General features: G+C 64.8%; 16 protein-coding genes. 1 reads left to right on the forward strand and 15 read right to left on the reverse strand.

Annotated elements, in window-relative coordinates; genetic code table 11:
- Positions 1–46 precede the first annotated feature (46 nt).
- Genes ABCR88_RS02455 through ABCR88_RS02480 form a run of 6 tightly spaced genes read right to left on the reverse strand, consistent with a single transcriptional unit; the run spans position 47 to position 4,280 of the window.
- Positions 47–1,720 (reverse strand): AMP-binding protein, encoded by a 1,674-nt coding sequence (locus tag ABCR88_RS02455; RefSeq protein ID WP_350404073.1) that lies wholly within the window; start codon positions 1,718–1,720, stop codon positions 47–49.
- A complete protein-coding gene (locus ABCR88_RS02460; protein ID WP_011058849.1) occupies positions 1,717–2,262 on the reverse strand; it encodes a membrane protein in 546 nt (181 codons plus the stop codon). The genes ABCR88_RS02455 and ABCR88_RS02460 overlap by 4 nt, the downstream gene beginning before the upstream one ends.
- Entirely contained in the window at positions 2,259–2,513 is a 255-nt protein-coding gene (locus ABCR88_RS02465; RefSeq protein ID WP_011058850.1) for an acyl carrier protein, read from the reverse strand. Before ABCR88_RS02465 ends, ABCR88_RS02460 begins: the two co-directional genes overlap by 4 nt.
- Positions 2,514–2,522: 9 nt before the next feature.
- Positions 2,523–2,795, reverse strand: coding sequence for a phosphopantetheine-binding protein (locus tag ABCR88_RS02470; RefSeq protein WP_011058851.1), 273 nt, complete (start codon positions 2,793–2,795; stop codon positions 2,523–2,525).
- Positions 2,764–3,585, reverse strand: a complete 822-nt coding sequence (locus ABCR88_RS02475) for a lysophospholipid acyltransferase family protein (protein WP_011058852.1) — start codon at positions 3,583–3,585, stop codon at positions 2,764–2,766. Before ABCR88_RS02475 ends, ABCR88_RS02470 begins: the two co-directional genes overlap by 32 nt.
- Positions 3,561–4,280: a beta-ketoacyl synthase chain length factor gene (locus tag ABCR88_RS02480; protein WP_011058853.1), complete on the reverse strand. Its 720-nt coding sequence runs from the start codon at positions 4,278–4,280 to the stop codon at positions 3,561–3,563. Before ABCR88_RS02480 ends, ABCR88_RS02475 begins: the two co-directional genes overlap by 25 nt.
- Positions 4,281–4,625: 345 nt before the next feature.
- Between ABCR88_RS02480 and ABCR88_RS02485 the strand changes: the two genes are divergently transcribed.
- Positions 4,626–5,396, forward strand: a complete 771-nt coding sequence (locus tag ABCR88_RS02485) for a ParA family protein (RefSeq protein WP_350404074.1) — start codon at positions 4,626–4,628, stop codon at positions 5,394–5,396.
- Positions 5,397–5,447: 51 nt separating this feature from the next.
- Here the strand turns inward: ABCR88_RS02485 and trxC are convergent, their stop codons facing one another.
- The 9 genes from trxC to ABCR88_RS02530 all read right to left on the reverse strand — a co-directional run bounded on the left by trxC (position 5,448) and on the right by ABCR88_RS02530 (position 18,654).
- Positions 5,448–5,882, reverse strand: coding sequence for a thioredoxin TrxC (gene trxC, locus ABCR88_RS02490; protein WP_015633888.1), 435 nt, complete (start codon positions 5,880–5,882; stop codon positions 5,448–5,450).
- Positions 5,883–5,981: 99 nt separating this feature from the next.
- Positions 5,982–6,932 carry a hypothetical protein gene (locus tag ABCR88_RS02495; RefSeq protein ID WP_350404075.1) on the reverse strand — a complete coding sequence of 317 codons (951 nt, stop codon included), beginning with the start codon at positions 6,930–6,932 and terminating at the stop codon, positions 5,982–5,984.
- Between the two features lie 26 nt (positions 6,933–6,958).
- Positions 6,959–7,903, reverse strand: a complete 945-nt coding sequence (locus ABCR88_RS02500; RefSeq protein ID WP_350404076.1) for a hypothetical protein — start codon at positions 7,901–7,903, stop codon at positions 6,959–6,961.
- 82 nt (positions 7,904–7,985) lie between these two features.
- Positions 7,986–8,186: a hypothetical protein gene (locus ABCR88_RS02505; protein ID WP_325985469.1), complete on the reverse strand. Its 201-nt coding sequence runs from the start codon at positions 8,184–8,186 to the stop codon at positions 7,986–7,988.
- Positions 8,187–8,360: 174 nt separating this feature from the next.
- The gene (gene selO / locus ABCR88_RS02510) at positions 8,361–9,824 is read right to left on the reverse strand and encodes a protein adenylyltransferase SelO (RefSeq protein WP_350404078.1); all 1,464 of its coding nucleotides are present in this window, start codon (positions 9,822–9,824) and stop codon (positions 8,361–8,363) included.
- Between the two features lie 49 nt (positions 9,825–9,873).
- Positions 9,874–13,227, reverse strand: coding sequence for a mechanosensitive channel MscK (gene mscK, locus ABCR88_RS02515; RefSeq protein ID WP_011058860.1), 3,354 nt, complete (start codon positions 13,225–13,227; stop codon positions 9,874–9,876).
- A 62-nt stretch (positions 13,228–13,289) separates the two neighbouring features.
- On the reverse strand, positions 13,290–15,032 hold the full coding sequence (locus ABCR88_RS02520; RefSeq protein ID WP_011058861.1) for a potassium/proton antiporter: 1,743 nt from the start codon (positions 15,030–15,032) through the stop codon (positions 13,290–13,292).
- A 176-nt stretch (positions 15,033–15,208) separates the two neighbouring features.
- On the reverse strand, positions 15,209–16,834 hold the full coding sequence (locus ABCR88_RS02525) for a methyl-accepting chemotaxis protein (protein ID WP_015633894.1): 1,626 nt from the start codon (positions 16,832–16,834) through the stop codon (positions 15,209–15,211).
- A 194-nt stretch (positions 16,835–17,028) separates the two neighbouring features.
- On the reverse strand, positions 17,029–18,654 hold the full coding sequence (locus ABCR88_RS02530; protein ID WP_015633895.1) for a methyl-accepting chemotaxis protein: 1,626 nt from the start codon (positions 18,652–18,654) through the stop codon (positions 17,029–17,031).
- Positions 18,655–18,673: the final 19 nt, after the last annotated feature.

The following is an 18,673-nucleotide window of genomic DNA, read 5'->3' on the forward strand; positions in this document are numbered from 1 at the left end:
GTAAGCGCTGGCTTGCCAGCGAATCCCGGGCGCAACGCCGTACAACTTATCCACAGCTGGCCTCCAGGACGATCCGCCCGCTGGAGCAGGGAGCCCCGTCATTGAGGTAGGCGAAATACAGTTTCTGGCGCTGGGCATCGAAACGCAGGTTCAGCTGGATGCGGTCGCCGGGGCGTACCAGTTGCTGGAACTTCAGCACTTCCATGCCGGCGAAGCGGCCCGGCAGCTCCAGCAGTTGCTGGCCCAGGGCCAGGGCCCAGTCCACCTGCACCACCCCCGGCAGCACCGGGGTCTGGGGGAAGTGCCCGCTGAAGTACGCCAGGTCCGGCGGAATGGCCAGTTGCAGCTGCCACTCCTCCTCGTGCTGCCGTTGCTCCAGCACTTCCGGGGCTTGCGGGCGTGGAGCCAGCAGCAGGGCCTGGACTTGCGCCTGGGGCAGCTTGCCCTGGCTGTTCAGCGGCAGTTGCCGCACCAGACGCCAGCGCCGGGGCAGGGCCAGGGCTTCGCAATGCCCGGCCAGGTGCTGGCGCAGGGCCTGGGTCAGGTGGCGCCGGCCCTGGTTGCGCAGGGCATGCAGGCCGGGCTCGCTGAGCACCAGCAGGGCGCCGAGGTAGGCGCGGTTGTCTTCGATCACCCCGAGTCGCGCTTCCGCCACCCATTCGTGGCTGGCCAGGGCCTGCTCAAGCATGGGCAGGGAAATGCGTTTTTCTTCCAGCTTGACGATGCGATCCAGGCGCCCCAGCAGTTCGAAGCGCCCGTCGGCGGCGATCCGCGCGGCGTCGGCCGTGTGTTCCACATGCCCGGCCGGCAGGTAGGGCGAGGCGATCAACAGCGCGCCGTCGGCATCCTGGCTCAGCCGTACATCGGCGAAGGGCTGCCACAGGCCTGGCCCCTGGCGCCAGGCGATGCCGCCGGTTTCCGAGCTGCCGAGGATTTCCGTCGGCCATTGCTGCAGGCGCTGGTGCAGGCCGTTGGCCGCTTCGGCGGGCAAGGCGCCGCCGGAGGAAAATACCCGCCGTACCTGGCTCAGGGCCGGCCAGTCGAGGTTGTCGCCCATGCGCTTGAGCAGGGCCGGGCTCGCCACCCAGGCAAACGCCGGGCACTCGCGGCTGGCCCGTTGCAGGTCTTCGGGAAATGGCAGCTGGCGGCGTACAAAAGGCCGCCCGGCGCACAGTGGCCAGAGCACGCGGAACAGCAGGCCGTAGATGTGCTGGGTGGCGACGCTGCCGATGATCCAGGCCTGGCCCAGGTCGGCGCCCCACAGGTGTTCCAGGGCGACGACCTCGTTGGCCAGTTGCCGCAGGTTCTTCTCGATGCGCTTGGGTTCGCCGCTGGAGCCGGAGGTGCACAGGCTCAACTGGCAGGTGTCCAGGTCCAGCACGGCCGGGGCCAGGGGGCTGGCCTGCAACTGGTGCAGGGGCGTGTCCTGGTCGGTCAGCCACAGGTCGACTTCGCTCGACCAGCGCTGGCGGGTCTGGGCTTGCAGGTCAGCGGGCAGCAGCACGCTGGCCCCGGCACGCCAGGCGCCGAGCAGGGCCACCGCCAGTTCCACGGCGTCTTCCAGGTGCACCGCCAGGCGCCGTACGCCACAGGCTTGCAGGGCAGCGGCCAGGCTCAGGGCCTGTTCCTGCACGGCCCCCAGGTCGATGGCCGGCGCGGCGCTGACCGCTCGCGGCGTATGTAGCTTGAGCAACAGCTGCTCAAGGGGAATCCAGTTCATCTACGGCCTCTTACCCGTTGTCGTAACAGCCATTCAATGGCAAACAGCAGGCCCATCAGCCCGTAGGCGATCAGGCCGTTGTACAACGTCCACCAGCTCAGCGGCGCCCACAGGGTCAGGGCCGCGGCGAGCATTCCGTTACAGAGGAAAAACACGCTCCAGGCGACGGTCACCTGGCGCGTATAACGTATGGCCTTTTCCGGCAATTGCGGCTCGCTGATGCGGGCCAGGCGCTCTGCCACCGGGGGGCCGTATTTCAGGCTCAGGCCGAACAGGCCGAGCATGAAGGCGCTGATCAGCACCGGGTACCAGCGCAGCAGCGCCGGGTTGTCGAACCAGGCCAGCAGCAGGCAGAACGCGATCGCCGCAATGGCCATCCACAGGCTGCCGGGGCGGCGTTCGCCGGTCAGCGCCCGGGCCAGCCACAGGCCGCCCAGCAGCAGGCCGAACTGCCACGGAGCGAAATGCTCCATGCCGAAGTACACCGCGAAGGGGTAGAGCAGGCCGGCCAGCAACAAGCCCAGGCCGATCAGCCGGCTCATGCGGCCGGCTGGACCAGACGGTAGACCGCCTCGACCACGTCGTTGACGGTGCGCACCGACTTGAATTCCTCGGCGGCGATTTTCTTGCCGGTCTGGCGCTTGATGTGGTCGATCAGGTCGACCGCATCGATGCTGTCGATTTCCAGGTCTTCGTACAGGTTGGACTCGAGGCTGACGCGCTCGGGCTCCAGTTCGAAGAGCTCGACCAGGGCATCGCGCAGGGTGTTGAAGATATCGTCACGGGTTTGCATGGTCGGTTCTCAAGCTGCCTGTTTTGCAGTGACGAACGCCGCAAGGCTCGCCACGTTGCTGAAGTGGTTGCGGGTGTCCTTGGCGTCGGCGTCGATCTTGATGCCGTATTTCTTCTGGATCGCCAGGCCCAGCTCCAGGGCATCCACCGAGTCCAGGCCCAGGCCTTCGCCGAACAGCGTCTGGTCGTTGCCGATGTCCTGGGCACTGATGTCTTCGAGGCCCAGGGCGTCGATGATCAGCAGTTTGATTTCAAGCATCAGGTCCGGGTGTGTATCGCTCATCTCTGGCGAGCTCCTTAATGAAAAAATGGTGCAAGTGCTCATTGAGCTTGCGCGAAGCCTGGGGCGCCGGGCCCTGGGCTGCAAAGGTCTGTGGGTCTATATCGGCACCGACGTGAAAACTGAAGTGCACACGGCGTTGCGGGATGCGGTACCAGGGTTCGGCCTTGGTCAGGGTGCTAGGGCTGACCCGGATCACCACCGGGGTGATGATCTTCGCACCGCGCAGGGCAATGGCCGCCGCTCCCCGATGAAAGGCCGGAGCGGCACCCGGCTGGGTGCGGGTGCCCTCGGGAAAGACGATCAGGGTCTGGCCTGCTTGCAGCGCCCCGCAGGCACTGTCGAGCATGTCCATGCTGCCGTCGTTGCTGATGTACTGGGTGGCGCGCACCGGGCCGCGGGTGAAGGGGTTGTTCCACAGGCTCTGCTTCACCACGCAGTTGGCGTCGCGGACCAGGCCGATGAGGAACACCACGTCGATCAGCGAGGGGTGGTTGGCGATGATCATCTGCCCCGGTCGCCCGAGCCGCTCGGCGCCCTGGACCTCATAGGTGAGCACGCCGCTCCTGGCCATGAAGCGGATAAACAGCCAGAACAGCCGGCTGACGGTCTTGCGCGCCCGCTGGCGCTGGCGCTGGGCGTCGCCGGGCAGGCAGGCGAGCAGGGGGAAAATCACCAGGCGCAGGCACAAACCACCTATTCCGAACAGTGCAAAGCTCAGCGCCGTGGCCGTCAGGCGCCAGTAGTAGGCATTGCGGCCCTTGGCGCTCAGTGGTTGCGTTGCCAGGTCCATACACGATTCATCCAGGCATGTTGGCAAAAGGTCTGCGCGCCCAGCAGGGTACGCAGCAGATTCAGGGCGTGGGGCCATTGGGCCCTGGGCGTTTGACCGTCATGGCTGCCCAGGGACAACTGCCAGTCGTCGCCGGGGGTCAGCAGCAGGCCCAGGGCATAGGGGAACGGCACGTCGTCGATCCAGCTGGCATAGGCCTCGGGCGGTTGTTCCTCGGTGATCACCAGCAGTACATGGGGGGCGCCGTCGGCCAGCAGCGTGGCCGCCTCCAGCAGGCCATGCTCAAGGCCATCGCCGGCAGCGGCCAGGGCCGTCATTTCGCTGGTTTCGCCGCGCATGATCGACCACAGGCCGATCACTGCGTTGTGTACCGAGAGGCTGAACTGGGTGGGCGACAACGGCTGCTCGGCGGCCAGGTCGCTGAGAATCTCGAAGGTGCGCGGGGTTTCGCCATGTCGGGAGATGAACACCAGCGGCAGTTGTTCCAGGCCCTCGGCCAGGGGCCAGCCGACGCTGAACGCCATGCGCGCCAGGCGGCTGAGACGGCGCCGCTGCATGGCGGGGAGAAAGGACACATCGGGGGCGGCATCGCTGTTTTCAGGCAGGGCCGGTTGACGGCTCCAGGCCTGCCAGGCGTCCACGCTTTCGAGCCCAGGGGCCCACGCACGCCATTGAGCGATGTTGAACTTGATCACTTGATTTCATCCCGCCCCTGCGGGCTTCCTTGACGCGGCATATCGCTTCGATCGGCGATTGGCCTGAGTGACGCGAAGGCGTCAGTGGCGCGCATTATCCCGGTGCGACTGGCTTGTAGCAAATGCTCCTTGGCCTGTTGGTCGCAAAAGCGAAAAATCCGACGCGATGCGAGGTGTCTTTTTGCCACTATCTGAAGTCTTTCAGTCCCAGGTCGGCCTCGGGGCCGACATTGCCCGGTGTTTGTGCCAGGGCTGCGGGCAAGGAAAATCTGTGTGACAGCAAGGTAGCTAAGGGGCCGCGTGGCCTACTACACTCGGTGATCTTTGATACAGGGAGGTCTAGACATGCGGCGTGTGGTGTTCAATCAGAAAGGTGGCGTGGGCAAATCCAGTATTGCCTGCAATCTGGCGGCGGTCAGCGCCAGCGAGGGCTATCGCACCTTGCTGGTGGACCTGGATGCCCAGGCCAACTCGACCCAGTACCTCACCGGCCTGACCGGCGAGGACATTCCCATGGGCATTGCCGATTTTTTCAAGCAAACCCTGTCGTCCGGACCGTTCGCCAAGAAAAACCAGGTGGATATCTACGAGACCCCCTTCGACAACCTGCACGTGATCACGGCCACCGCCGAGCTGGCGGACCTGCAGCCCAAGCTTGAGGCCAAGCACAAGATCAACAAGCTGCGCAAATTGCTGGACGAGCTGGCCGAGGATTACGACCGGATCTACCTCGATACCCCGCCTGCCCTGAATTTCTACGCGGTATCGGCGCTGATCGCCGCTGATCGTGTGCTGATCCCCTTCGACTGCGACAGTTTTTCCCGTCAGGCCCTGTACGGCCTGCTGGCGGAGATCGAAGAGCTGAAGGAAGACCACAATGAGGGGCTGGAGGTCGAGGGCATCGTGGTCAATCAGTTCCAGGCCCGGGCCAGCCTGCCGCAGCAGATGCTCGACAAACTGATCAGCGAGGGCCTGCCAGTGCTGCCGGTGTACCTGGGCAGCTCGGTGCGCATGCGTGAATCCCACCAGGCCAGCATGCCGCTGATCCACCTGGACCCACGACACAAGCTGACCCAGCAATTCGTCGACCTGCACAACCTGCTGGAAAACGCCTGACCCTCAAGAGGCCATGAGCGCAGGGTTTGGCCTGCGGCTCTTGGCGCTGCGTCAAATCCCCTGGCTGCGCAGCCAGCTCAACAGTTGCGGCAGTGGCAAGGCGCCGCTTTGCCGGGCTACTTCCCGACCGTTCTTGAACAGAATCAGGCTGGGGATCGAGCGAATCCCCAATTGCCCCGCCAGCTGCGGGTTGGCTTCACTGTCCAGCTTGGCCAGGCGGCACTTGCCGCTGAGCTGCGCGGCGGCTTGCTGGAAGACCGGCGCAAAGGATTTGCACGGCCCGCACCAGTCTGCCCATACATCCACCAGCAACGGCAGGTCGCCCTTGATCTGGCTGGCGTAGTCGCCCTGTTTCAAGTCAAAGGGTTTGCTCAGCAAGACCTCGGCCTTGCAGCGCCCGCACTTGGGGTGGTCCCCCAGGCGCTCGGCGGGAATGCGGTTGAGGCCGTTGCAGTGCGGGCAGGGGATCAGCAGTGGGTCGGACATGGTCGGGCTCCGCAAACAGGGTAGAGCGCCTTAGATGGCGGCGCCCGGGGGCAATATCAAGTCGCAGCGGTCGGCCTGGAGCCGTTGCGTCTCCAGGGCTCATGCGCTGGGCGGGGCCAGTTCGACGCTGATCAGGCGGTCCATGGAGCGGCCGATGTAGAAGGTAAAGGGCCGCCCCAGCGCCATGGCCATGCCCTCGCACCTGCCCATGAAACCAATGTGTTGCAACGGGGAAATCTCCCCGTCCTCGTGGTACTGCAGGCCCAGGGAGCCGACGCTGAAACCGACGCGGTCGGCCCGGCGGTCCGCTCGCGTGCCCCAGGAGGTCTTGATCGCGGACAGCTGGATGCGGTTGTCGAACAGCATCTGGTTGAGCGTGGGGTTGGCGAAAGTGATGTTGCCGAACAAGTATTGCGCCGGTTCGCGCTTGCTGTCTTTCCACTCCAGATACACGTTGTAATCCCCTGTGCCGCTACCGGCCTTGCTGCCCATCTGGCTGAACGGCATGCCCGGCGCCTGGAGGGTGGCCTGGTATTGGCAGAACGCCTCGTTGGGCGTGCCGGTGGCCGCGAGCTTGCCGCTGATCAACTCCTCCATCGAGTAATGAAACAGCACATCGGCGTATTTCACCGGCTCCAGCGCCAGGGAGAAGCGTCGCGGCAAGGCCATGGCCCTTTTGCGGTACTCGGGGGTGGTGTATCTCCCGGTTTGCGGGGCGATCTCCAGAACGGCTTCGAAGGTGGCGGCTGCGCGTGCCTCGACAATTTCGCTGAACAGCGCTTGCAGGCGCTGGCGCTGGGGTTCGGGCACGCTGCTGTCCAGGCTGATATGCAGGGTCTTGTCGTCCATGCGGTCCATTTCCAGGCCGATGGCGTCGGGTTCGATGCCGATCCCGGCGGCCATCTGAGTGATGGCCTCTGCGAAGTACGGCACTATCCGGGCCTGCTGGGGGTTGCCCACTTCTTCCTGGAAATGCAGGGTGAGGTAGGTCTGCTTGCAGCCGGTCAGCAGCATCAGCAACAGGGCGGCAGTGGAGAGGCGTCGGTTCAATGGAAATCCTGGTCGCATAGTGGCTGTTAGCGGAAATCGACGCTGGTCAGGCGATCCAGGGTCCGGCCCATGTGAAAGGTGAACGGCCGGCCCAGGGTCTGCATCTTCTGGTCGCACAGCGCTTGCAGCTCGTCCTTGCGGGTGTCGAAGGCCAGGGCCGAGGTCAGGGTCTGGACGCCGATGGAGCCGATGACGATGGCGAATTCGTCAAGGGGCACCGGGGCGGGCCGGGTGATCTTCGAGCTGGATGGCCAGGCCTGGACGGTTTTGTGCTGCAGGAGCCGGTTCAGGTCCGGGTCATCGAAATGCACCTTGAGTGGCACCTTGGCAATGCTGCCGCCGCGGGCCAGCAAGGAGATCAGGCCGCGCTCGCTGTTGTCCTGTTCAAGGGCTTCGTAGGCGATCAGTTCCAAGGGCCTGGGCATCGCCAGGCGCGCGGTGATCTTGCAACTGACCGGGCCTTCGATTTCGCTCGCGTTGACGATGGCCTGCATGCTGTCTTCGTAGCTGCGGTCCAGCAGCATGCCGAACTCCGGCTCGAACGCCAGGGTGGCGTCGATGTTGTCCGGCAGGTCGCTGGTGCCGGAAGGGGTGAGCTTGGCATGGGCGTTGTCCAGCTCCAGGCGCAGGTTCATCGAGCTGGCATTTCGCGCGCTGACGACCTGTTCGAGGATGGCCTTGAGGCTGCCCCGTTGTTCCGGGCTCAGGGAGTAGTCCACCAGGCGCAGGTGAATGACCTTGTCGTCCTCCTGGTCCCGCTCCAGGGCGATGGCATCCGGGTCCAGGCTCTGGGTGCCGAGCGCGGTGTAAATGCTCTGTTTGTACGCCTCGTGCACCAACTGGTCGGAGTATTGCGGGCCGGCCTTGGGGTCGGAGCGCACCGACTCCTGAAAGTGCAGGGTGGCGAAGTCTTCCTTGCACCCGGCCAGCGACAGCAGCAGGGGCAACAGCAGCAGGTAGCGACGTTTCATGGCGGACTCTTGCAGGGCAACGATGGTGGCAGGGCTCGGGGCATGGGCGAGCGGTGAAGGTGGCAGCCAGGCCGCCAGTGCGTCATTGGGCCAGGCGATGCCCGTTGAGGCCGATGACCGCGGCGAACTTCTTGGCGATCGCCAGTTCGGCCTCGGTAATGCTGCGGTGCGCCTTACCGTGCAGGTTCATGCGGTACTTGGCGCGGCGGCTCAGGTAGATGACGACCGACACCAGGCTGAAGACGGCCAGGGCGAGGGTGGCCAGGGTGAAGAACAGGTTCATGTGCATCCTTGCAGGTACTGGAAATCAGGGCGCGCATTATCCCTGCCCGTCAGTGGCGGGTCCATGCGCAATCCCAGGTTGAGCCAGTGCTGGACGGCAAGCGCCTGCTCAACCTGCGGCAGGTCCGCAGGTTGGCCTAGGGCTTGAAGGTATCGATGGACAGCTTCGCCCGACTCAGGACGAACAGCTGATTTCCAGGTGCTTGCCCCACTCCGGCGGGCGTTCGGCGTAGCTGTCCATGCCGGGCTGTTCCTCGAAAGGCCGGCTCAGCACCTGATGCAGGCGGCGCACTTCGCTGTAATCCCCGGCTTCTGCGGCGTCGATGGCTTTCTGCGCTAAATAGTTGCGCAGGATGTACAGCGGGTTGACCGCGTGCATGCGCGCGCGGCGCAGGTCCTGGCCCTGGATCGGATCGCGGGCGACCCGTTCCCGGTACAGCCCGGCCCAGGCGTCGAAGCCGTTGCGGTCGACGAAGTCGTCCCGCAGCCGTGCCAGCGCCTGCTCCGGGGCGTGCTCCCCCAGCCGGCGGAAGAACAGGCTGTAGTCGGCGCCGCTGTTCTGCATCAGTTGCAGCAGGCGCTCCACCAGCTGCTGGTCGTCGTCCTCGGCCTGGGTGAAGCCCAGGCGTCGGCGCATCAGGTCCAGGTAGTGGGCCTGGTACAGCGGCAGGAACAGGCCCAGGCTTTCGCGCAGCGCCTCGACACTGATGAACGGGGTCAGGGCCTGGGCCAGGGCGCTGAGGTTCCACTGGCCGATGGGTACCTGGTTGCTGAAGGAGTAGCGCCCCTGATCGTCCGAGTGGTTGCAGATGAAGTGGGCGTCGAAATCGTCGAGGAAGGCGAAGGGGCCGAAGTCGAAGGTGATGCCCAGGATCGACATGTTGTCGGTGTTCATCACCCCGTGGCAGAAGCCATAGGCCTGCCATTTGGCAATCAGCTCGGCATTGCGCTCGACGATCTCGCGGAACATCGCCAGGTAGGGTTCAGGCAGCTCTTGGCACTCGGGGAAATGCAGGGCCAGTACATGCTCCCCCAACTGCTTCTGCTGCTCGGGTTTCTTGGTGTAGTAGAAATACTCGAAATGGCCGAAGCGGATATGGCTCGGTGCCAGGCGCAGGACCATGGCCCCGCGCTCCTGCTTCTCGCGCCATACCGGAGTGTCCGAGCCGATCACGCACAGTGCGCGGCTGCTGGGAATGCCCAGGGCATGCAGGGCCTCGGAGGCAAGGAATTCGCGGATCGACGAGCGCAGCACCGCGCGGCCATCGCCCATGCGCGAATAGGGCGTCTGGCCGGCGCCCTTCAGGTGCAGGTCCCAGTGTTCTCCCGCCTGGTTGTAGACCTCGCCCAGCAGCAGCCCGCGGCCGTCCCCCAATTGCGGGTTGTAGGAGCCGAACTGATGCCCGGAATAGACCATCGCCCGGGGCTCGGCCTCGGCCCACAGCTTGTGCCCGCCGAACAGTTCGGCGAACACCGGGGTTTCGGCCACGGCCGGGTCCAGGTCCAGCAGCGCCATGGCGCCAGGGCTGGCGGCCACCAGCCGCGGGTTGTCGAGGGGTTCGGGCAGTACGTGGGTCGAGAAGGCGTCGCCCAGGCGGGCGAAGCGGTTGTCGAAGGTCAGTTCGTCGAGGGCTTTCAACGGCCATCTCCCAGCAGAATGTCCGAGTATTCTGCTGGGGAAAGAGGCCTTAGTCGAGTTTGCTGGCCGGCGGTTCCTGCAGCGGCTTGCCCTCGGCCACCGGGACTATGGTCTTGGCCTCGGGTTCGATGGGCACCATCTTGTATTCCTGGCCGTGGAGGTTCTTCAGGTAGACCTCCATCTGCCGGAACGAGATGTTGATGTGCTGTTTCTTGAACTCGCGGTTGATGAAGCGGTTGACCTCGTCGACCACCGGGTTGCGGTCCCCCAGCTCGCGCACGTGCATGCGCAGCTCATGGTCCAGGGTGCTTTCACCGAAGTTCAGGAAGTACACATGGGGTTCCGGCTCCTTGAGGACCCGCGGGTTCTCCCGGGCAGCCTTGAGCAGCAGTTCCTTGACCAGGTCCAGGTCCGAACCGTAGTCCACGCCGAGCTTGAGGGTCACCCGGGTGATGGTGTCGGTCAGCGACCAGTTGATCAACTGCCCGGTGATGAAGGTCTGGTTGGGGACGATGATGTCCTTGCGGTCGAAGTCGGTGATGGTGGTGGCGCGGATGCGGATCTTGCTCACGGTGCCCGACAGGTTGCCGATGGTGATGGTGTCGCCGATCCGTACCGGGCGCTCGAACAGGATGATGATGCCGGAGATGAAGTTGGCGAAGATCGCCTGCATGCCGAAGCCCAGGCCCACGGACAAGGCGGCCACCAGCCATTGCAGCTTGTCCCAACTGACCCCCAGGGTCGACAGGGTGGCGACGAAACCTATCCCGGCGATGGCGTAGGACAGCAGGGTGGTGGTGGCATAGGCGCTGCCCTGGGCCAGGTCCAGCTTGGACAGCACCAGTACCTCCAGCAGGCCAGGCAGGTTGCGCGCCAGGGCGAAGGTGATGCCGACGATGATCAGCGCGCCGATGACGTCGCCGATGCTGATGGGCACCATGCTCATGTTGGCGCCGGTGCCGCTGGTGTATTCGTAGAGGGTGACGTTGTCCAGGTAGGAGAACACCGTGATCAGGTCTGCCCATACCCAGTACAGCGCCGCCATGAAGCCGCCCAGCAGGGCCAGGCGGATCAGGCGCAGGGATTGCTCGTTGACCTTCTCGATATCCAGGGTCGGCTCTTCCACCACCGCCTCGCCGCTTTCCCCGGCTTCCTTGGCGGCCTGGCGCTTGCTCAGCGCGCGCTGGTAGGCCAGGCGCCGGGCCGCCACGCTCAGGCCGCGGACGAAGGTGGCCTCGATCACCAGCCAGAACATCAGCAGGTACAGGGTGTTGATCAGCCGGTCGCTGAGTTTCAGGGCGGTGTAGTAGTAGCCGAAGCACACGGCGATGAACAGGGCGATCGGCAGCAGGGTGAAGAGCACGCCCACGGCCTTGCGGAACAGCGAGGTGTTCTGGTGGGTCGGGCTGCTCAGCAGCAGGCGGCTCAGCAGCCAGGCCATCAGTGCATAGCAGGTCAGCACCACGGCGATGCCCAGCACGTCCTCGGCCAGGGCCGCAGGCTGGTGCTCGGCCACCGCCACCACGGCCACCAGTGCCAGGACCACCAGCCCCAGGCGGCGGACCCAGCCCTGGAGGAATTCCACCTGGGGTTTTTCCCAGCGGAAATGCAGTTCCGCCACGCCGCCGGGGGCGAGGATCCGATAGGCGGTATAGAACACCAGCCAGGCCTGGGCGATCTGCAGCAGCGCGGCGCCGAGGTTGGCGTTCTGCCCACGGGCGTCGATCTGCAGGGCGTAGCCGCACAGGGCCAGGACCAGGGTCACCGGCATCGCCAGGAGGATGTTCACCAGGATCGCCAGCGGTGTGTGCCACTGGCTGTCGCGTTTGAAATGGCCGATGTCCTTGTGCACCTTGTTCAGGCGCGCATACAGGGCCTTGCGCCGCCACAGCAGGGCGCCGAACAGCAACGCCAGGGGCAGGAACAGCAGTGGCCGCTGGGCCAGGCCGTCAGTCAGTTCGCTGAGGCTGGAGGCCCAGGGCAGGGTAGTGACCTGGCGCTCCAGGCGCACGGGGACGCTTTGCAGCCACTCGGCGTCCAGCGGCTTGTTGCTGGGGATCCAGAACATCTGCTCGTCGAGGGTCGCTCGCAGGCTCTGGGAAGTGCTGAGCAGCTGCTTCTGGTTCAACTGCAGGGTGATGGATTCATTGAGCAGCGCGCTCAGCTCGCGGTTCAGGCGTTCCAGCAGGTCGGCGCGGGTGATGGCGAGATCGATCAGGGTCCGGCGCAGTTGTGGCGTGACCTGTTCCGGGGGTTGGTTCTTGAGCAGGTTGTCGACGTAGGTGCTGGGGCTGCCCAGCAGCTCGCGCTGTTGATTGACTTCGAACTGATAGAGGCGGATGTCGGCGATTTCGTCCGCCAGGTCGCGGTCCAGTTTCAGGCGCGGCAGGGCCTGCTTCTGTTTATAGAGGATCTTCGACAGCAGCAGGCTGCCCTTGAGCACGTTGATCTGCTCGTCCAGGGCCGCATCGCTCTGGGTCACGCTGTCCAGCTGCTGCTTGGTCAGCAGGTTCTGCTGGGTCAGTTCGTTGAGGCGGTCGGTGCTTTTGAGCAGGTAGTCGGAGAGCCTGAGGTTGCTGGCGCTCTCGGTGGCCAGCAGGCTGCTGCTCCCGGCCTTCTGCGCCTCGATGGACTGCTGGGTCACGGTTTCCTGGGACTGGGCCAGGCGCTTCTGGTTGATCAGGGTCTGCAGGTCCTGGATTTCCTGCTCCAGGCGCGCGGTCTTTTCCATCAGCAGGTCATGCTGGCTACTGCCCAGATCCTGCAATTGGCTGTTGCCGGCCAGTTCCTGGCGGCGCAGGGGGATCAGCGCGTTGATCGCTGCCAGCTCGGCGTTGAGCAGGTTGCGCTGGTCGGCGCTGAGCAGCTTGCCGCCGTCCTTGCCGGATTTGAGTGCGGCGTTGATCTGCAGGATGCGCGTCTGGCTGCTGCTGATCTCCGCCTGGGCGCGCTCGGGGCGGGTCTGGGCGGTGATGTCCAGGGTATTGGCGTCGGCCAGGGCCTTTTGCAGGTCGCCCTGCAGGCTGGTGCGCTCGGTCAGCAGCTGTTCGAGCTGCGATACCGGCAACGAGCCGTAGCGCTGGATCACCGGGACCACTTTGCTGGCTTTCAGGCGGGCCAGTTCGCGCTGGTTTTCCGATGTCTGGCGCGGGGCATTGCTCAATTGCTGCTTGAGATCGCTCAGGCGCTGCTCATAGTTCTGCTTGTTGGCCAGCTGATTCAGGGTGTTCTGCAGCAGGGTCTGCAGGGCCTTCTGGTCGGCCTCCGGCAGTTTGCGCTCGGCGATCTTGTCCAGGCTCTGCTGGACCGCCTCGGCGCTGGGCGGGTCACCGCCCTGTACCGCGCCGACAGAGAGGCTCAGGCCCAGCAGGGCAACAGCGAAAAATTTACGCAGGATAGGCATAGAGGTCGGTCAAGCAATTAGGAATAGGGGGCGCCATGCCGGGGGCTGACGCGTTCCGCAGTTTAGAGGAAGAGTCCGGGGCCGGGGCGACTTCCTTCGGGGAATCTGACGCCGACCTTGCCGATCTTGTTCCCGTCCATCACGGCCACGGTCCAGATGGTGTTGTTCCATTCCACCTGGTCGCCGACCACCGGTGCACCACCGACCTTCTGGGCGATGAAGGCGCCCAGCGGCATGTCTGCGTCCTGGCCGTCGAGCTTGAGCCCGTAGAGCGCCGAGACCGCGCCCAGCTGGGCATCGCCCTCGAGCACGAAGTCACCGAAGAAGCGCAGGTCCAGGCCGCGTTCCGGAGCCTGGCTGAAGAGTTTGCCCAGGGCCGGGAGGTTGTGTTCATGGCCGATCACGCACAGCAGATCGTCGGCTTCGAGCACCGTACTACCCGACGGATGGAGCAGTTGCTGGCCACGAAACAGTGCGGCGATGCGCGTGCCCTCGGGCATTTTCAGCTCCCGCAGGGCGGCGCCGATGCACCATTTCTCCGCCCCCAGGCGGTAGACGAACAGCTCCCACTCGCTGGTGACGTGGACCTCCAGGGCCGCCCGGGAGATCGGTGCCGGCTCCGGTGGAACCGTCACCTTCAGCCACTTGGCCACCCACGGCAGGCTGGTGCCCTGCACCAGCAGCGAGATCAGGACGATGAAGAACGCCAGGTTGAAGTACAGCTGGGCATTGGGCAGCCCGGCCATCAGCGGGAACACCGCGAGAATGATCGGTACCGCACCGCGCAGCCCGACCCAGGAAATGAAGGCCTTTTCCCGGCCATGGAAGGCCTTGAACGGCGCCAGGCCCACCAGCACCGACAGCGGTCGGGCGAACAGGATCATCCACAGCGCCAGGCCCAGGGCCGGCAGGGCGATGGGCAGCAAGTCGTGGGGGGTGACCAGCAGCCCCAGCACCAGGAACATGCCGATCTGTGCCAGCCAGGCCATGCCGTCGAGCATGTGCAGGATGCCGTGGCGGCTGCGTACCGGGCGGTTGCCGATTACCAGGCCGCACAGGTACACGGCGAGGAAGCCGCTGCCGTGCAGGGCGTTGGTCAGGGCGAACACCACCAGGCCGCCGGCCACCACCAGGATCGGGTACAGGCCGGTGGCCAGGTGGATGCGGTTGACCAGTTGCAACATCAGCCAGCCACCGCCCAGGCCGATCACCGCGCCGATGCCGAACTCGCGGATCAGGTCCGTCAGCAGGCTCCAGTGCAGGCCGGTGTGGCCGCTGGCGAGCATGTCGATCAGGGTCACGGTGAGGAACACCGCCATCGGGTCGTTGCTGCCGGATTCGATCTCCAGGCTGGCGGTGACCCGCTCGTTGAGGCCCTTGCCCCCCAGCAGCGAGAACACCGCGGCGGCGTCGGTGGAGCCGACGATGGCGCCGATCAGCAGGCCCTGGATCAGGTTGAGGTCGAACAGCCAGGCGGCTGCCATGCCGGTCAGGCCAGTGGTGATCAGCACCCCCACCGTGGCCAGGGACAGCGCCGGCCACAGGGCCACGCGGAAGCTCGCGACCCGGGTACGCAGGCCGCCGTCCAGCAGGATCACGGCCAGGGCCAGGTTGCCCACCAGGTAGGCGGTCGGGTAGTTGTCGAAGATGATGCCGCCGCCGTCCACCCCGGCGGTCATGCCCACGGCCAGGATGATCACCAGGATCGGGATGCCCAGGCGCGATGAAAGTGAACTCACCAGAATGCTCGCACCTACCAGCAACGCGCCGATCAAGAACAGGCTGTTGATGGTCGTCGCATTCAAAGGCAGTACTCCAGGGCGAAAAAGGCGGGCGCAGGCTGACCATGCAGTCTGCGTGCCAGCGATTCTAACCTGTTGAAATACGCCACTGTCAAAAAGCTTTTGGCGACAGTGGCGGATTCCCCAGGTGCGAATTCCGGCGCCGTTTTACCGGCGCCATCCAGGGCTGGCGGGGTGTTTCAGAGGCGGAAGCGGGCAACCATGCCGTTGAGGTCCACGGCCAGGCGCGACAGCTCGTTGCTGGCTGCACTGGTCTGGTTGGCACCGGTGGAGGACTGCACCGACAAGTCGCGGATGTTCACCAGGTTGCGGTCCACTTCCCGGGCCACCTGGGCCTGTTCTTCAGCGGCGCTGGCGATCACCAGGTTGCGTTCGTTGATCTCGATGATGGCGCTGTTGATGGTGTCCAGGGACAGGCCGGCACCCCGGGCGATATTCAGGGTCGATTCGGCGCGTTCGGTGCTGTTGCGCATGGAATCCACGGCGTGCTCGGTGCCGCTCTGGATGCTGCCGATCATGCGTTCGATTTCGCTGGTGGACTGCTGGGTGCGGTGGGCCAGGGCGCGGACTTCGTCGGCGACCACGGCAAAACCGCGACCGGCCTCACCGGCACGGGCGGCCTCGATGGCGGCATTGAGGGCCAGCAGGTTGGTCTGGTCGGCCAGGCCGCGAATCACGTCCAGCACCTTGCCGATGTCCCGGGACTCGTTGGCCAGGTCGCCGATCAGGCTGGCGGTGCCCTGCACATCGGAACTCATGCGCTCGATGGCCGACACGGTTTCCTGCACCAGGTCGCGGCCGTCGCCGGCGGAGGCGGTGGCATTCTTCGAGGCTTCGGAGGTGCTCACCGCGTTGCGCGCCACTTCTTCCACGGCGCTGGTCATTTCATTGACCGCGGTGGCGGCCTGTTCGATCTCGTTGTTCTGCTGGGTCAGGCCGCGGGCGCTTTCCTCGGTGACGCTGTTGAGCTCTTCGGCCGCCGAAGCCAACTGGGTGGCGGAACCGGAGATGCGCTGCAGGGTGTCGCGCAGTTTTTCCTGCATCTTGGCCATGGCCTGCAACAGGCGCCCGGCCTCGTCACTGCCATCGACCTTGATCGGCCGGGTCAGGTTGCCCTCGGCGATTTCCTCGGCGGCGCCCAGGGCGTTGGCGATGGGCTGGGTGATGCTGCGGGTCAGCAGCCAGGCGAAGAGGAAGGTCAGGCCAGTAGCCAGCACCAGCAGCGCCACCACCAGGTTGAAGGCCGAGGAGTACTGCTCGGCGGCTTGCTGGTTGGTGTCCACGGTCTGCTGGGTGTTGATCTCCAGCAAGCGGTTGAGCACGGTGTTCATGGCTTCGGAGTTGTTCAGCAGTTCGGTATTGAGCAAGTTGCGCAGCTCATCCACCTGATTGTTGCGCGACAGGCTCTTCATCCGCTCTTCGATCTGCCGGTACTGGCCCAGCAGTTGGAGGTACTGCTCGTAGGCGGATTTTTCTTCCGGGCTGGTGATGAATTTTTCGTAGATGACCTGGGCGGCGCGGATCTGCTGGTTGCGCATTTCCAGCAGTTCGATGGTCTTTTGCTGCACGTCCGGCTCACGGTTCACCAGCAAGCGGTAGGACAGCACCCGCAGGCGCAGGGTCAACTGGGTGAATTCGTCGAGGCTCTTGATGCTTGGCACGCTGCTCGACGTGATGTCTTCGGCGGCGCCGCGGATCTTGCTCATCTGGTTCAGGGCGAACACCCCGAGGATCAGCATCAAGCCGCCGATCATGGCGAAGCCGAGGAAGGCCCGCGGAGCGATATTCATATTACGAAGGGACATGGTAGGTACCAAAAAGGGCGCATCCGTGCGGGGCTTGAGACTGACTCTACCGTGACTTATCGGTCGTACGACTAAAGTCTTGAGTCTCGCCGTGGATTAAGCCTGTCCGGTACCTGCCTGCTGGGGTGCCTTGAACGCCACCCTCACCAGCCCCCACCGCTCAACGGCGGGAGCTGGAGCAGGGCGCAAGGGCTTCAGAGCTTGAATCGGGTTACCAGGTTGTTCAGGTCGACCGCCAGGCGTGACAGCTCGCTGCTGGCGGCCTGGGTCTGGTTGGCACCGGTGGTGGACTGTACCGACAGGTCGCGGATGTTCACCAGGTTGCGGTCCACTTCACGGGCAACCTGGGCCTGTTCTTCAGCGGCGCTGGCGATCACCAGGTTGCGTTCGTTGATTTCGCTGATGGCGCTGTTGATGGTGTCCAGGGACTGGCCGGCCCCCCGGGCGATGCTCAGGGTCGATTCGGCGCGTTCGGTGCTGTTGCGCATGGAGTCCACGGCGTGCTCGGTGCCGCTCTGGATGCTGCCGATCATGCGTTCGATTTCGCTGGTGGACTGCTGGGTGCGGTGGGCCAGGGCGCGGACTTCGTCGGCGACCACGGCAAAACCGCGACCGGCCTCACCGGCACGGGCAGCCTCGATGGCGGCATTGAGGGCCAGCAGGTTGGTCTGGTCGGCCAGGCCGCGAATCACGTCCAGCACCTTGCCGATGTCCCGGGACTCGTTGGCCAGGTCGCCGATCAGGCTGGCGGTGCCTTGCACGTCGGAGCTCATGCGCTCGATGGCCGACACGGTTTCGCGCACCAGGTCGCGGCCGTCGCCGGCGGAAGTGGTGGCGCTCTTCGAGGCTTCGGAGGTGCTCACCGCATTGCGCGCCACTTCCTCCACGGCGCTGGTCATTTCATTGACCGCGGTGGCGGCCTGTTCGATCTCGTTGTTCTGCTGGGTCAGGCCGCGGGCGCCTTCCTCGGTGACGCTGTTGAGCTCTTCGGCCGCCGACGCCAACTGATGGGCGGAGCCGGAAATACTCTGCAGGGTGTCGCGCAGCTTTTCCTGCATCGTGACCATGGCTTGCAGCAGGCGCCCGGCTTCGTCGCTGCCATCGACCGTGATGGGGCGGGTCAGGTTGCCTTCGGCGATCTCTTCGGCGGCCCTCAGGGCATTGGCGATGGGCTGGGTGATGCTGCGGATCAGGCGCCAGGCGAACAGCAGGGTCAGGGCGCTGGCCAGCACCAGCAGCCCTACCACCAGATTGAAGGCTCTGCGGTACTGAGCGGCAGCATCATCGTCGGCGACGGTGGCGTAATGGCTGTTGATCTCCACCAGTTGGTTGAGGACCGCGTTGATCTTTTCGGCGCTGTCCATCAGTTCGGTATTGAGCAGTTGTTGCATGGCCTCAAGCTGGTTGTTGTGCGACAGCTCGATCAGTTGGCTCTCCAACTGCCGGTGGTGGCTCAGCAGCGTGCCGTATTGCTCGTAGGCAAGGCGCTCCTCGGGGCTGCTGATGAGCTTCAGGTACTGGGCCCGGGCTTCTTCGATCTTCTGGTTGCGCTGGTCGATGGCATCCAGGGTCTGCTGCTGGGCCTGGGGTTCGCGGTTGAGCAGCAGTCGGTAGGCCTGGACCCGTTGGCGCAGGCTGAGCTGGGTGAATTCATCGACGCTCTTGATGCTCGGGATGGTGTCCTGGCTCATGCGCTCGGTGGCTGAGCGGATCTTGCCCATCTGATTCAGGGCGAACACCCCGAGAAACAGCATCAGGCAGCCGATCAGGGCAAATCCGAGGAAGGCCCTCGGGGCAATATTCAGGGAGCGCAGGGACATGGACATTACCTCGGGTGAG

Origin of the sequence: Pseudomonas sp. W17 (assembly GCF_040268305.1) — a bacterium.
GTDB lineage: Bacteria > Pseudomonadota > Gammaproteobacteria > Pseudomonadales > Pseudomonadaceae > Aquipseudomonas > Aquipseudomonas protegens.